The organism is Modestobacter sp. DSM 44400, assembly GCF_900107175.1.
Classification (GTDB): Bacteria; Actinomycetota; Actinomycetes; order Mycobacteriales; family Geodermatophilaceae; genus Modestobacter.
The window spans coordinates 81,099-94,576 of the sequence record NZ_FNOZ01000011.1 but is presented as its reverse complement, the minus strand read 5'-3'; the positions used below and the strand labels follow the sequence as shown (position 1 = coordinate 94,576).

14 protein-coding genes are annotated in these 13,478 nt (G+C 69.1%); 5 read left to right on the top strand and 9 right to left on the bottom strand.

Going from position 1 to position 13,478, the window contains the following annotated elements; translation table 11 throughout:
• Positions 1-3 precede the first annotated feature (3 nt).
• The 7 genes from BLW04_RS09775 to BLW04_RS09745 all read right to left on the bottom strand — a co-directional run bounded on the left by BLW04_RS09775 (position 4) and on the right by BLW04_RS09745 (position 7,433).
• Complete coding sequence (locus BLW04_RS09775; RefSeq protein WP_091539386.1) at positions 4-1,605, bottom strand: class I adenylate-forming enzyme family protein; 1,602 nt, start codon at positions 1,603-1,605, stop codon at positions 4-6.
• Complete coding sequence (locus tag BLW04_RS09770) at positions 1,602-2,618, bottom strand: alcohol dehydrogenase catalytic domain-containing protein (protein ID WP_217630958.1); 1,017 nt, start codon at positions 2,616-2,618, stop codon at positions 1,602-1,604. The genes BLW04_RS09775 and BLW04_RS09770 overlap by 4 nt, the downstream gene beginning before the upstream one ends.
• A 198-nt stretch (positions 2,619-2,816) precedes the next feature.
• The gene (locus BLW04_RS09765) at positions 2,817-3,530 is read right to left on the bottom strand and encodes an ABC transporter ATP-binding protein (RefSeq protein WP_091539383.1); all 714 of its coding nucleotides are present in this window, start codon (positions 3,528-3,530) and stop codon (positions 2,817-2,819) included.
• Positions 3,517-4,260 (bottom strand): ABC transporter ATP-binding protein, encoded by a 744-nt coding sequence (locus BLW04_RS09760; protein WP_217630963.1) that lies wholly within the window; start codon positions 4,258-4,260, stop codon positions 3,517-3,519. The genes BLW04_RS09765 and BLW04_RS09760 overlap by 14 nt, the downstream gene beginning before the upstream one ends.
• On the bottom strand, positions 4,257-5,288 hold the full coding sequence (locus BLW04_RS09755; RefSeq protein ID WP_091539381.1) for a branched-chain amino acid ABC transporter permease: 1,032 nt from the start codon (positions 5,286-5,288) through the stop codon (positions 4,257-4,259). The genes BLW04_RS09760 and BLW04_RS09755 overlap by 4 nt, the downstream gene beginning before the upstream one ends.
• Positions 5,285-6,157 carry a branched-chain amino acid ABC transporter permease gene (locus BLW04_RS09750; protein ID WP_091539378.1) on the bottom strand — a complete coding sequence of 291 codons (873 nt, stop codon included), beginning with the start codon at positions 6,155-6,157 and terminating at the stop codon, positions 5,285-5,287. The genes BLW04_RS09755 and BLW04_RS09750 overlap by 4 nt, the downstream gene beginning before the upstream one ends.
• Positions 6,158-6,179: 22 nt before the next feature.
• On the bottom strand, positions 6,180-7,433 hold the full coding sequence (locus BLW04_RS09745; protein WP_091539374.1) for an ABC transporter substrate-binding protein: 1,254 nt from the start codon (positions 7,431-7,433) through the stop codon (positions 6,180-6,182).
• A 607-nt stretch (positions 7,434-8,040) separates the two neighbouring features.
• Here BLW04_RS09745 and BLW04_RS29590 point away from each other — a divergent pair.
• Positions 8,041-8,235 carry a hypothetical protein gene (locus BLW04_RS29590; RefSeq protein WP_371327784.1) on the top strand — a complete coding sequence of 65 codons (195 nt, stop codon included), beginning with the start codon at positions 8,041-8,043 and terminating at the stop codon, positions 8,233-8,235.
• Positions 8,236-8,323: 88 nt separating this feature from the next.
• Here the strand turns inward: BLW04_RS29590 and BLW04_RS09740 are convergent, their stop codons facing one another.
• Positions 8,324-9,001 (bottom strand): TetR/AcrR family transcriptional regulator, encoded by a 678-nt coding sequence (locus tag BLW04_RS09740; RefSeq protein ID WP_091539370.1) that lies wholly within the window; start codon positions 8,999-9,001, stop codon positions 8,324-8,326.
• A 293-nt stretch (positions 9,002-9,294) separates the two neighbouring features.
• Here BLW04_RS09740 and BLW04_RS09735 point away from each other — a divergent pair, with 293 nt between their 5' ends.
• The 4 genes from BLW04_RS09735 (at position 9,295) to BLW04_RS26625 (ending at position 12,459) form a co-directional block, all read left to right on the top strand.
• Positions 9,295-10,446, top strand: a complete 1,152-nt coding sequence (locus BLW04_RS09735; protein ID WP_091539366.1) for a CaiB/BaiF CoA transferase family protein — start codon at positions 9,295-9,297, stop codon at positions 10,444-10,446.
• Between the two features lie 10 nt (positions 10,447-10,456).
• Positions 10,457-10,999, top strand: a complete 543-nt coding sequence (locus tag BLW04_RS28300; RefSeq protein ID WP_254781223.1) for a PaaI family thioesterase — start codon at positions 10,457-10,459, stop codon at positions 10,997-10,999.
• Between the two features lie 678 nt (positions 11,000-11,677).
• The gene (locus BLW04_RS29150) at positions 11,678-11,803 is read left to right on the top strand and encodes a hypothetical protein (protein ID WP_256375475.1); all 126 of its coding nucleotides are present in this window, start codon (positions 11,678-11,680) and stop codon (positions 11,801-11,803) included.
• 101 nt (positions 11,804-11,904) lie between these two features.
• Positions 11,905-12,459 carry a DUF6158 family protein gene (locus BLW04_RS26625; protein WP_175483979.1) on the top strand — a complete coding sequence of 185 codons (555 nt, stop codon included), beginning with the start codon at positions 11,905-11,907 and terminating at the stop codon, positions 12,457-12,459.
• A 1-nt stretch (position 12,460) separates the two neighbouring features.
• Here the strand turns inward: BLW04_RS26625 and BLW04_RS09715 are convergent, their stop codons facing one another.
• Positions 12,461-13,315, bottom strand: a complete 855-nt coding sequence (locus BLW04_RS09715) for a PaaX family transcriptional regulator (RefSeq protein ID WP_175483978.1) — start codon at positions 13,313-13,315, stop codon at positions 12,461-12,463.
• Positions 13,316-13,478: the final 163 nt, after the last annotated feature.

Sequence of the window (13,478 nt, the reverse complement as noted above, 5' to 3'; positions counted from 1 at the left end):
TCGTCACGACTTCGCCGTCCGCATCCGCTCGGTGGCCTGCTCGACCAGCGTCCGGCGGATGAGCTTGCCGGTGGCCGTGGCGGGCAGCTCCGGCACCACGAAGACGTCCCAGGGGACCTTGTAGCCGGCCATGCCGTCGCGGCAGTACTGCCGCAGCTCCTCACCGTCGACCTCGGCGGTCGTGGTGACGAAGGCGATGACCACCTCCCCGCGCGCGGGGTGCGGCGCGCCGACGACGGCCACGTCGGCCACCGCAGGATGCGCGGACAGGAAACTCTCCACCTCGGCCGGAGCGACGTTGATCCCGGAGGTCTTGATCATGTCGGTGAGACGGGCGCCGAACTCCACCGCCCCGTCGGGCCGGATCCGCATCTGGTCGCCGGTGCGGTACCAGCCGTCGTCGGTGATCGCCTTGGCGTTGGCCTCATCGTCGCCGAGGTAGCCGGGCATGACGCGGCCGCGCACCTGCAGCTCACCCAGCTCGCCGGCGTCCAGGACCCGGCCCGTGGAGTCGACCACCCGCAGCTCGACGCCAGGCAACGGCGGGCCCTGCGTGGTCAGCCGCAGCTCGAGCGGGGCGTTGTGGTGGGTGACGCAGCAGTTGCCGTAGGTCTCCGTGGACCCGTAGACGTTGCAGATGTCGGGGATGTCGAGCTCCTCGACCGCTCGGCGGACCTCGTCGGGGCGGCCGATGGTTGCCCCGGTGCGCAGGCTCGGCACCGCGCGGACGCGGTCGGCGACCCCGCACAACGCGTCGGTGATGCTGGGTAGCAGGTAGGCCGCGGTGCACTGCTCCTCGGCGAGCAGCTCTGCCGCCTTCTCGGGTGTGAACTGCTCCTGCATCACCAGGCAGGCGCCGTGGGTGAAGGTCGCCGGCATCGCGTTCGCCCCGCCGAAGCTCCAGAACAGCGGCGACCCCAGCCACACGCGGTCGGCCGCCGTCAGACCCATCCGCTCGCCGATGTGGAAGGCGTTGAGGATCATGTCGCGGTGCAGGAGCGGTACCGCCTTGGGGTAGCGGGTCGACCCCGAGGTGTAGAGCACGAAGGCGGGTTCCTCCGGGCGCGCGTCGATCGCCTCCCGATCCGCCGGCTGAGCCGCCCGGTACAGGTCCTGCCAGCTGAGCGCACCGCGGGGGACGTCCTCGCCGAGGACCACGACGTGGCGCAGCGCCGGGAAGCGCTCGCTGCGCCACTCACCCGGTTCGCCCGACCACAGCTCGGGCACCAGCTCGCGCAGCTCGGCGAGCACGTCGGTCGACCGGACGCGGGACTCCGTGACGAGCACCCGGCACCGTGACGTCCCGAGCAGGTGGTCCAGGTCCCACGCCTTCGCCCAGGTGTTGAACGCGTCGACCCGGGCGCCGGTCCGCATCGCTCCCAGGGCGATGGCGGGCCACGTCGCGGTGTTGGTCGCGAGCAGGCCGAGGTTTTCGCCGCTGCGCACCCCGAGGCCCGCGAGCACGGCCGCGGCGCAGCGGACCGCCACGTCCAATTCGCTGTAGGTCCACCGGACCTCGCCGGCCACCAGCGCCGGGGCGTCCGGTGTCGCGGTCGCGTTGTCCCGAACCAGGGCAGGCAGGGTCGGGCTATCCGGGAGGTTCACGGGACGAGCACCGCCCGCCCGGTGACGGTGCGTGCGTCGAGAGCCGAATGTGCACTCGAGGCCTCCGCCAGTGACCAGCGGTGGGCGGGCACCGGCGTGACCGCGCCGGCGAGTACGAGATCGATCACCTCGGCGAGGTCGCCGCGATCGGCATGAGCGGAACCGTGCATGCGAAGCTCCTTGAGGATCATGAGGCCCGGCTCCACCGGGAGGGGGGCGGGCTCGGTGTTGCCGACGAGCACCAGGCGCCCGCGGGGTGCCAGAGCGCGCACTGAGGTGGCGAACGTGGGACCGCCGGTGATTTCGATGACCGCGTCGGCACCGCGCCTGCCACCGACCTCACCGACCGCTGCGCGCAGGGCGCGTGCGTCGGGCCGCACGGCAACGCGGTCCGCGCCGAGCCGCTCCAGCTCATCGGCCTTGTCGGGGCTTCCGGTCACCGCGACGACCCTGCATCCGAAGTGGTGCGCCAGCTGCACCGTGTGCACACCCACCCCGCCGCCCGCCCCTGTGACGACGACGATGTCGCCCGTGCCGACGCCGGCGCTGCGCAGCGCGCGCAGCCCGGTGCCCACCGCGCACGACAGGATCGCCCCGGTGGCCTCGTCGATCCCCTCCGGCAGGGGAACGGCGTTGAGCGGGCTGGCCACGACGTACTCGGCGTAGCCGCCGGGCAGGTCCTCTCCGTAGAAACCCGGGCCCTGCCGGCACAGCGTGGTCAACCCGTCCGAACAGTCCGCGCAGACACCGCATGGGATGCGTTGCACCAGAGCGACGCGGCGGCCCAGCCACCCGTCCTCCACCCCGAACCCGGTGGCGACGACCCGGCCGGCGATCTCGTGGCCGAGCACCGCCCCGGCGCGGGCAGCCAGGGCCCCTCGGCGAGCGAGCGCGTCGTGCCCGCACACCCCGCAGCCGCCGACCCGGACCAGCAGCTGCCCGGGCGCGGGGCGCGGTACCGGCCAGGTGGCCGGCACCAGGACCTCCGGGCCCCCGGTACCGGCCAGTTCCACGACACGCATCGTCGCCGGCAGATCCGCCGCCATGATTGCTGTTCCCCCCTCGCGCCGGATGCGTTCTCGTGCCGGATGCGTTCTCGTGCCGGATGCGTTCTCGTGCCGGATGCGTTCTCGTGCCGGGCGGTCTCGTGCCGGGCGGTCTCAGACCCTGACGACGATCGCTGGACCTGCGGGTCATCCCCAGGACAGGCCCTAGTCGCTCGTGACACCCAGGTAGGCGTCCCGGACGGCAGGGGACCCACGCAGCTCGTGCTGGTCTCCGGAGAAGACGACGCGTCCCTGCTCCAGCACGTATCCGCGTGCGGCACTGGTGAGGGCCTGGGACGCGTTCTGCTCGACCAGCAGCATGGTGACCCCGGTGTCACCGATCTGCCGGATGGTCTCGAACACCAGCGCAGTCACCAGCGGAGCCAGTCCCAGCGACGGCTCGTCGAGGAGGATGAGCCGGGGCTGCAGCATGAGGGCCCGACCAATCGCCACCATCTGCTGTTCGCCGCCGGACAGGGTGCCAGCGTCCTGAAGACGTCGTTCCTGCAGTCGCGGGAACAGTGCGTAGACCTCATCAAGCTGCCGGCGGCGCTGGCTCCTGGCGCGCTTCGCGGAACCGCCCACCAGGAGGTTGTCCTGGACACTGAGACTCGAGAACACGCGCCGTCCCTCGGGAACGAGTGCGATCCCCCGCTCCGCGACGTCGTACGGTGCCAGTCGGTGGATCGGCTCGTCGTCGAGGTAGATGGCCCCCCCGCTCGGCCTCAGATGACCGGCGATGGACTTCAGCAAGGTGGACTTGCCGGCACCGTTGGGGCCCAGGATGCCCGTGATCTCGCCCGCTTGCACGGTCATCGAGACGTCGTGCAGCGCAATGGCATCGCCATAGGCGGCCCGGAGGTTCTCAATCCGCAGCATGACCGTGTCCCTCCGCTGATCCGATGTACGCCTCGACGACAGCGGGGTCCCGCTGGACGTCCTGGGGGCTTCCGTCTGCGATGACCTGGCCCTGGTTCAGCACGATCACCCGCTGGCTGATCCGCATGACGACCTTGAGCAGGTGCTCCACCAGCAGGACCGTCACGCCCTCCCCCGTCAGTTGCTGGATGAGTCCGACGGCGTCCTCCACCTCGTGCGGAGTGAGGCCGGTCATCACCTCGTCCAAGAGCAAGAGGGACGGGTTCGACGCCAGCGCCCTCGCCATCTCGAGGCGTTTCCGGTCGATCAAGGTCAGTTCGGAAGGGCTCTGGTCCGCCCGGTCGAGCAGGCCGACCCGGTCCAGCGCCCGACGTCCTTCCTGCTTGGACTCCGAGACGCTGCGGTGCTTGACCAGTCCACCGACCACCACGTTGTCCAGCACCGTCATCGACGGGAAGAGCCGCACCTTCTGAAACGTCCGGGCGATGCCCACGGCGGCGATGTTGTGGCTGCGGGCACGGGTCATGTCGCGCCCGTGGATGATCCTGCGGCCCTCGTCGAGCGGTTGAACACCGGTGATGAGATCGAACAGGGTGCTCTTTCCTGCCCCGTTGGGGCCGACCAGGGCCACGATCCCGCCCTCGGCGAGCTCCAGGTCGACCTCCCGGACGGCTCGCAGCCCACCGAAGGACTTGGACACCTTCCTCATCCCCACGAAGACATCGCTCATCGCAGTTCGTGCTCCTTCTCCGTGGAGCTGGCCATCGAGGCTTCCGGCGGGGTGGGCGCATGCCGTCGCCGACCCAGCAGCCCGAGTCGTCGGGGCAGGGAGGCCAGGCCGCCCGGGAGCCACAGCGCCACGGCGACCAACGCGATCCCGTAGACGATCGTGTCGGCGCCGGCGAAGACGTCCTGCAGAACGTTGTTGAGGCCATCGGACATCGCCACGAGAGCGATGCCGCCGACGACCGGTCCCCAAACCGTTCCGATGCCGCCGAAGATGGCACCGAGGGCGATTTCGACGGACCGGGTGACCCCGAATGCGCTGCCCGGATCGATGAAGAGGTCCTGCTGGGCGGCGAGGGTGCCAGCGAACGCTGCCATCCCTGCGCTGAGCATGAAGCCCTGGAGCTTCACCTTGGTCGTGGGCACACCCAACGCTTCCGCGACCTCTTCGTCGTCCCGGATGGCCCGGAGGCGGTAGCCGAAGGACGACGCCGACACGACCGCAGCGATCACGACGTAGACGGCCAGCACCGCGAGCGCGAGGTAGTAGTAGGCGAGCTGCCCGCGGAACTGCATCATTCCCAGCGACGGCTCGGTCAGAGGCAGGCTGAGCCCGACGTCTCCGCCAGTCAGGCCGCTGAAGTATCGCGCGAGAGTCAGCAGGATGAGGGTGAAGACGAAGGTGACGAGGGTGAAGAAAATGCCACGTAGCCGCAGGGTCGGCAGACCGACGAGCAGGGCAACGACGGCGGCGACCAGCATCCCCACGACCCCGCCGATCCACGGGGAGATCCCGTGGTCGACGAGGAGCAGTGAACTCGTGTAGGCCCCGATGCCGAAGAAGGCCGCGTGCCCGAACGACAGGCGGCCTCCGAAACCGCCGATGATGTTCCATGAGACGGCGAGGACCGCCACGATGAGCGCCCGGACGCCGATGCCGCGTAGGTAGTCGTTCTGGAGCAGCCAGAGCGGGACGGTCGCCGCGAAGACGAAGAAGAGCGGGCCGGCCAGCTTGCCTATCGTCCGTATCACGCTGCCTGCTTCCTGCTGAACAACCCGTTGGGACGGAGGACGAGAACGGCGATGAACAGCGCGAACAGGCCCACGTCCTGCAGTTCCACCGAGATGAAGGAGGCCGTGAACTGCTGCATGAGGCCCGCCATCAGGCCGCCGAGAAAAGCTCCGACGACGTTGCCGAGGCCCGCGAGGACGACTGCGACGAAGGCGATCACGAGGAACGTCTGCCCTGCGTTCGGGGACGCGGGGTAGTACGTGATGAGCACTGCGCCGGCGATGCACGCGATGCACACACCGATGGCCATTCCTACGACGTAGATCCGATTGGTACGAACTCCCGAGGACTCCGCCATCTCAGCGTCATCGACAGTCGCCCGCATGGCCCGGCCGAGGTCGGTCCGGGTGAGCAGCAGAGCCAAGGCGCCGGTGACCACGACGGCGATGACGAAGCCCACGACGTGGGCGGGTCTGACGTAGATCGGCCCGAGCCGGACGAGTTCCGAGCCCCAGGCGAACCCAGGCAGCGACCGTTGGCTCGGCGAGAAGATGATCAGTGCCAGGCTCTGGATGATCAGCGACAGCCCGAGCGTGAGCAGGAGCTGACGCAAATCAGTCGTGCGGGTGACCCGACTGATGAGCACCTGCTGCAGGGCGGCGCCGAGAAGCAGCGCCCCCGGCACGATGATGAGGAGTGCGACGAACGGGTTGAGATGAAGCCCGGTGTAGAGGGCCAGGGTCCCGTACATCCCGATGAGGACGAACTCGCCGTGTGCGAAGTTCACGACTCGCATGACACCGAACACGAGGCTCAGTCCCATCGCGACCAGACCGTAGACACCGCCCAGCAGCAACCCTGTGATGGCCGCTTGCGCGAAGGTTGTCACCGATGCTCCGCTTCGCCGCGCGCTACTGGCTGGCAGCGATCGGCGGGACGGCCTGGACGTCCATGGGCCAGACGCCCTTCGGTACGCCGTCCTGCCATTGGATGAGCATCGGGAATGTGTCGGGGTTCAATCCACTCTCGCTGAAACTCACCTTCTGGCCCGGCATGAACGACCCCGGGCCGGTGGTCATGGACAGCATCTGCAAAGCGGTCGCGATGTCCTTGGGTTCGCTGCTGCCGGCGTCCTCCATGGACTGGGCGAGATCCCAGACGGCCACGTACGACTCGCCGGCTTCCTGCGGCATGAACGGCTGGTCGAAGCGGTCCATGTAGCGCTTGTTGACGTCGACCATCCCGTCGAAGGGCATGTCCCAGTTCCACGCGGCCATGCTGAGCACGCCATTGACGTTGTCTCCCAGCGCGTCGCCGAAGCCCTTGTCCAGGATTCCGCCGCCGCCAAGGCCCACGACGGGTCCGGTGTACCCGAGGCTGCGCAAGGTCTGAACGACCAGGATCGAGGCTGCCGTGGGGCCACCGAGGAACACGATGTCGGGACGGGTGCCGATCACCTGCTGGGACATCACGGACGCGTCCGTGATGTCGATCGGGTAGAACTCCGTGGAGACGACCTCCAGGCCCTTGGACTGCGCGACACTGGCCGTGCCCTCCGCCTGCGCCTTGAGTGCCGCATCGTTCGAGGACACCACCGCTACTCGCTGGAGGGGGATGTTCGCGGTGGCGAAGGCGTCCTGGACGTAGGGGACCGTCTGTGCGCCGATGGCCGAGGACGGCGGCGGAAGCTGGAAGAGGAAGTGGTAGCCGCGCTTCGTCAGCTCGTCCGTGTACGCCTGGGTCAACATGGGAACACCCGCCTTCTCGGCTTCGGTGCTCGCCGTCAGGCTCAGCGCCGAGACGTAGGCGCCGATCAGTGCGCTGACCCCGTCCTGCTGGACGAGTCGGCGGGTAACGGAGGCCGCCTGCCCGGGATCATCGGAACTGGTGTCAGCAGGGACACCGCTCAGCTTGGCGCCCTTGAGGGACTTGATACCTCCGGCGGCGTTCACGTCGTCGATGGCCAGCAGCGCGCCGTTCAGCGCGTTCTGGCCCCCCTCCGCCCATACCCCGGTCAAGGGGTGCGGGAGTCCGATCTTGACCGTGCCCCCGGCGGCACCTGTGCCTCCCACGTCGCCACCACCGCATGCCGCGAGCGCGAGGGCGACGGCAACCGCGCCGATGACGCCCCGCGACGCGTGAAACCGCAACAGTCGACTACTCATGGTCGCTCCCTCTCCACTTAACGAGCGTGCAGTAAGGAGTCTGGTGACCTGCCTCTCAGTTGTCAATGCCGTATGCCGGGGGACCACCGGCCTGTCGATGCTCTTCAGTGGCTGACCGCAGCGCTCAGCGGCAAGCGCTCGATCCCAGGTCGGTGTCGTACGTCGTCAGTTACCGGCGAACGGGCGCGATGTGGTGGGGGGCAGATGACCCGGCGAGGATCGCCGGCTGCGCCCTGGCCGCCCGGCCCGCTCTGCTCCTGCAGGCCGAGTGAGCCCCTGGAAGTAGTTCGCCCGGCGCAGTCCCCGGTTCTCTGCCCGCAGCCGGCGCAGCTCGGCGCAGATCGGCACAGTCCTCGCTGATCACCCCGGGCTGTTCCCCGGTATCGACCTCGGCACGGCGCACCCACGTAGGCACCGTCTCGGTCGAGCCGGTGCCCAACGGGTAGTCCGATCTGCCACGACTCCGTCTCGAGGGCTGGAGTCTCCGGACTCGCCGGGGCGGTTCACCTGGCTTTCGCCGCCTGCGGCTGGCCTGTGGACGCGCCCTACTGCAAGAAACCGGGTCGAGCGCGGAGTCGTCTGCCAGACCGTCGTCATCGCCACCGGCTTGGCTGCCGACGGGCACCGAGAAGTGCTCGGCTACACCGTCGGCGACTCGGAGGACGGCGCCTTCTGCGCTGCATCCTGCGCTCGCCAGAGCCCTGCAGCGGGCAACTCCTCGCGCATCGCGACCGCCCACGTCTCCAGCAGGTCAGCGAATCACCGAGCTCGGATAGCTCCGCGGTCACAGCAAGGACAGTGAGGGACACAGCAGCGACTCCTCAAACGAGCTGCCACCATCCCCCTACAACATCCGTGAAGGTCAACGCTGCGCCACGCTACCGAGCGGCTCAGTCGCCGAGGCCGCCTTCGGCGGGTAGGGGACGCCGGGCTGGAGGCGCACTCAACATGCGCTCGGTGACCAGGTCGGCGAAGGTAGCGAGGATCTCGTCAGCACTGAGTCGGCCGCCGGGTTCGTACCACTCCACGATCCAGTTGATCATGCCGAGAATGGCCAGCCGGACGAGATGGGGATCGCCGGCTGGCACCTCTTCAGAAGCCATTCCATCTTCGATTATGCCAGCGAACAGTGCGTCGTAGCGGTCGACACGGTGCTCGTATTCTTCCTTGTAGGGAGACTCGAGAAAGCGGCGCTCGCGCAGGAACACGGTCACGGCGTCCTTGTGGTGCAGCACGAAGGACAGGTGGTTCTCGACGGCCTGCCGCAGCTTCGACCGATGATCGATGTCCTGTGCTGCAATGCTTTCGAGGCGGTCGAGAAATTCCGCCATGCCGGTGTCCAGGACACGCAGAAGGAGTTCTTGCTTACCCGAAACGTGGTAGTAGAGGCTCGCCGTGGTCAAGCCCAGCCGCGCGGCAAGGTCCGATATCGACGTTCCGTTGTATCCCCGCTCGGCAAACAACTCGGTAGCAGCACTGATGAACGCACTTTCGGTCTCGGCCGCCGGCCGACGGCTATTGCTGCGGGGTCCACCCTTGGGCTGAGCCCTGCCTGGTTGCTGTGCCATGCCTGCTCCCCGGGACCATGCCGAGGTTTACCTCAGCCGCGGCTTGACGCTGATGTTCGAGCCACCTAGTGTGGCTAATGATCGTACAGTAAGGGCGGTCGGTCGGTTGCCGTCTCCAGCCAGCGGGAGGATACGGACGCTACCCGGAGATGGCTTGCAGGTCGTCTTGCCGTGCGCCGAGTCATCGGCACAGCGGACCGCCATGCAGATGCGTTCGGCCGTGTGGAACGAACGGCCACCGTCGGCGGGGCACCCCGATCGCGGACCTGCGACCAACGAGAGCGGGCTGGGCGATGGGGCCTCTTGACGGTGTGACGGTGATCGAGCTGGCTGCGGCCGGCCCGGCACCGTTCTGCGCCATGCTTCTCAGTGACCTTGGTGCCGACGTCATCTCCGTCCACCGGCCGTCCACGGTCGGGACGGCGCCGGACAACCCCATCGCTGCCATGACCCAGGGCACGTTGGGACGGGGACGTCGTTCGGTGGCCATCGACCTCAAGTCGCCCGATGGTCTGGAAACGGCGTTCCAACTGCTCGACCGGGCCGATGTCCTCATCGAGGGCTTCCGTCCTGGAGTGACCGAGCGATTGGGGCTGGGCCCCGACGACTGCCTCGCGCGAAATCCCTCCCTCGTATACGGCCGGATGACCGGCTGGGGACAGGAAGGGCCCAATGCGCGAGCCGCCGGCCACGACATCAACTACGTTGCACTGTCCGGTGTCCTTGCGCACGTCGGGCGGCGAGAGCAGCGTCCGGTCCCGCCCTTGAACCTCGTCGGGGATTTCGGTGGCGGCGGCATGCTCCTGGCGCTGGGCATCGTTGCGGCGCTCTTTGAGGGGCGTTCGTCGGGCCGGGGCCAAGTGGTGGACAGCGCGATGGTGGACGGTTCCGCGCTGCTCATGACGATGATGTACGAACTGCTCGGCCGGGGTGCCTGGGACGAGCGCAGGGAGGCCAACCTCAACGACGGAGGCGCTCCCTTCTACGAGGTCTACGAAACCTCCGACGGCAAGTTCGTCGCCGTCGGAGCAATGGAGCCGAAGTTCTACGCCGAACTCATGAACGGGCTGGGCATCGACGCCTCCCAACTGCCCGACCAGTGGGACCGCACAGAGTGGCCGCGGACGAAGGAGCGGCTTGCCACTGCGTTCCGGCGGCGAACCAGAGACGAGTGGTGCGCTCTCCTTGAGGGCAGCGACGCGTGTGTCACGCCGGTGCTGACTATGAGCGAGGCCCTGCACCATCCGCACAATGTTGCCCGGGCCACCTTCACTGAGGTCGGTGGCGTTCAACAACCCGCACCCGCCCCGCGCTTCAGTCGCACCCCGACCCAGGTCCGGTGGCCGCCGGTGCCCGCCGGCGAGCACACCGACGCGGTGCTTGCCGGGCTGGGATTCGACGACGAGCAGATCGCGACGCTCCGCGAGCGTGGCGTGGTGGCGTGAGCATGTGACTGTGCTCGCCCTCGAGACGTCCGTCGACGGGGACAAGTTCCGGTCCGGTGGCCGCGGTTGCGATCAATCACCGGGTGCCGGTCCGACAGCTGAAGGAGCTGGGCACCCACGCTCCGCCGCACGGCTGAGCACGCAGGCAGGTCTGAACTGCCCTGACTACGCTGCGCGCGTCACCGCACCGGCCTGGTTCCCCACCGACCTCGCGAGCGCGCTCGACCAAAAGTTGGGCATCGAGATCGTCGACCGGGACCCGCAGCACGTCGTCGCCCGGATGCCCGTAGATGGCAATACCCAGCCTCATCGAGACCGCGGGCTCGTATGCCGCCGCACTCGGTGCCGGACCGGTGCACGCGTCGTGGGCATCGAATTGAATGCGAGCTACCACCTGTCGGTCACGTCGGGGCACGTGACGGCGGTCTTCACACCGGCCGGCGCGGAGCTGCCTCTCGCCACCTACCTGATCGAGGTGTCCTCGGACGACGGGCGGCTCGCCTACAGCGGTCGCTTGACCTGCCTGGTCGAGCCGCCGGCCGCAAGTTCGTGAGGCCGCACGAGGTGCTGGCAGTGGCGAGCGGCCCTCAGGCCACGGTGAGGCCCGAGTAGACCCGTAGGGCGTTCTGACCTGGCATCTGGGGACGTCCTCCCGGAGCCGGAGCGATGGCGATGGCGCGGGCGTTGACGGCCTGCCCGGACACGCCGGGCCAGTGTCGGTGCGGGTCGACGTTGGCCACTGGGCGGAGCCTGCGCGGGTGCGGCTCGACGAAGAGCAGGAGCGTCGAATGGGCTGGTAGCCGGTCGCCTGGGGGCTGTACTTGCAGAAGAGCAGCACACCGACCACACCCTCGCCGGCCCGGAGCCAGTCCCCGGCTGCGGGGTCGGGCGTCCCGTCCGACCGTCAGGACGACGGGAACCGGCACCGTCGCCGACGCGGGCCAGCAGTGCCGGGGACGCCTGCACGGCAGTCCGCTGTATGTACCGCACGACACCCCGCATGCCGCCAACTCCTCGCCGTTTCCCGCCCGACCCGGGCCGCCGTGCACCAGCATCGGCATGGGGATGCCGTGCCCGGTGCTCTCCTCCGCGTCGTCGCGGTCGAGGACGAGGATCCGGCCGTGCGCGTGCGCCGCGCCGCGCACGAACTCGCGGGCAACGTGGGCGATCGGCGGTGTGCCCCCGTGCAGCCAGCGCGACGGCGTGGCCGGTCCCGTCGTAGGACAGCACGGTGCTGCGCCGGATGCGGATCTTCGCCGTCACCGAGACGGACGCGCACCTACGACTGCTGGCAGCCCGGCGACTGGTGGTCGGCAGCCCCGGCGACGTGCACCGGTGGACCGCCGTCGCCCGCTGACCGCACCTGCGCCGTCCGGGCCCCGCGTGACACCGGCCGTCGGACCCAGCACGATGAAGCGCCGGTCACATCGCGGCCGGCCATCGAGCGAGGGAGCGGCCATGACCGACCGACCGGGCATCCCGGCCCGCGAGTTGTCCGACGAGGAGCTGGAGCGTCAGGGCGTGCACGCGCACGCCATGCGGCACTGGGTCTTCCTGCACGGCACCGCCGAGCAGTTCCGCACGCACACCGAACGGATGCTCGAACTGGAACAGGAGTACCTCCGCCGGCACCCGCAGCGCACGTGGCAGGGATCAGGCGGTGAGTCCGCCGCCGGCTCCCGCGACGACCGGATCCGGGACCTGGTGCAGACCTTTTCTCGGGCGATCACCGCCCTCCTGGACGAGGAACCGCCCGCGACGTCGGGGGCCGGGACCCCGCGACCGGACGCTGCGACGGCCCAGGCCGCCCTTCTGCAGCGCTTCGCCGAGGCCCCGGGCGGCCAACTGCACAAGCTCGAGGCGCACCACCTCGCCCGCGAGCTGACCTCGGACAGCCACCTCGTCGCCCGCCTCTACCGGCAGGAACCGTCCTTGCTGCATGCCGAGCGGGACATGCGGGTCATCACCGACGCCGGGCGGGCCTGGCTGGCGCAGCATGCCGTACCCGCCTGAGTCAGTCCTGCCGCGCCACGGAGTCCCACGCCAGCTGGGCTCGCGGAGCCCAGCTGGCGTGCCGCTCTCGGAAGACCTCCGCAGCCCGGTTGCCGCTCCACCGGGGCGGCAGGAGCTCGCGGGGCAACCCGGGGTCCAACAGCGGGAACCGGCGCCACTCCTGGATCAGCCGGACCTGCGCGACCAGCGCCTGCCGGTCGGTCCGCGGCCGACGCCGGCTCACCAGGTCGAGGAACTCCTCGTAGCGGCGCTCTATGACGTCGAGGTCCCAGGCACTGCGGGCCAGCGACCGCTCGTCACCGATCTTCCCTGCCGCGGCCACGAAGGACCAACTGCCGGACAGCAATCCGAGGTCGTCGAGCACGCCCAGCGCCTCGGGCTCCCGGTCCGTCCACGGGGTGACCCACGTACTGGCATTCACCGATCCCAAGCCGGCCCACCCGAGTTGGGTTCGCAGCCGCTGGCGCAGTGCCCGCTCGTTCTCGGGGACCCCGACCGTCATCACCAGCCACTGACCGTCCCAGGCCCGCGCATTCGACGCGAAGCCGTAGATCCGGTCGGTCCCCTCTCGCAGCAGGCGGGTGCCCGCATCGGTGAGCTGCCAGCGGGTCTCCCTGCCGACCCGATTGCCCTGGATCCACCCGCTGTCCGCGGTCCGCATGATGGCCTGGCGAGCGGCCTTCTCGGCGACCTCCAGATCAGCGAGCAGCTCGATCAGCGTGGCCGTCCACACCGGTCGTCCACTGGGCAGCACGAACTCGCCCAGCACGGTCAGCAGCAGACTCCGCGCGCTGGCCGTTCCCAGCTCCTGACGCCGCGTGACGAACGGACCCTCGACGGCCTCCACACCGGGCATCCTGACACTCCTCGTCTTCGAGTCCGAACAGCGCGCCCGACCTCCCGAGGGTCCGCTTCGGGAGGGCACCTACCTGTAACCATTTCTCGCTCGGGGACGCGATACTTGACACAGCACTGCGCCTTCTACACCCTTCGTTGACGATCGACGTGCATCTGTAGCA

Bases quoted from the DNA above. Each gene is read 5' to 3' on its own strand.
- BLW04_RS09740 (WP_091539370.1), bottom strand. From the start codon at position 9,001: ATGGCACAGCAACCAGGCAGGGCTCAGCCCAAGGGTGGACCCCGCAGC.
- BLW04_RS09715 (WP_175483978.1), bottom strand. From the start codon at position 13,315: ATGCCCGGTGTGGAGGCCGTCGAGGGTCCGTTCGTCACGCGGCGTCAG.
- BLW04_RS09735 (WP_091539366.1), top strand. From the start codon at position 9,295: ATGGGGCCTCTTGACGGTGTGACGGTGATCGAGCTGGCTGCGGCCGGC.
- BLW04_RS09745 (WP_091539374.1), bottom strand. From the start codon at position 7,433: ATGAGTAGTCGACTGTTGCGGTTTCACGCGTCGCGGGGCGTCATCGGC.
- BLW04_RS09765 (WP_091539383.1), bottom strand. From the start codon at position 3,530: ATGCTGCGGATTGAGAACCTCCGGGCCGCCTATGGCGATGCCATTGCG.
- BLW04_RS09760 (WP_217630963.1), bottom strand. From the start codon at position 4,260: ATGAGCGATGTCTTCGTGGGGATGAGGAAGGTGTCCAAGTCCTTCGGT.
- BLW04_RS26625 (WP_175483979.1), top strand. From the start codon at position 11,905: ATGACCGACCGACCGGGCATCCCGGCCCGCGAGTTGTCCGACGAGGAG.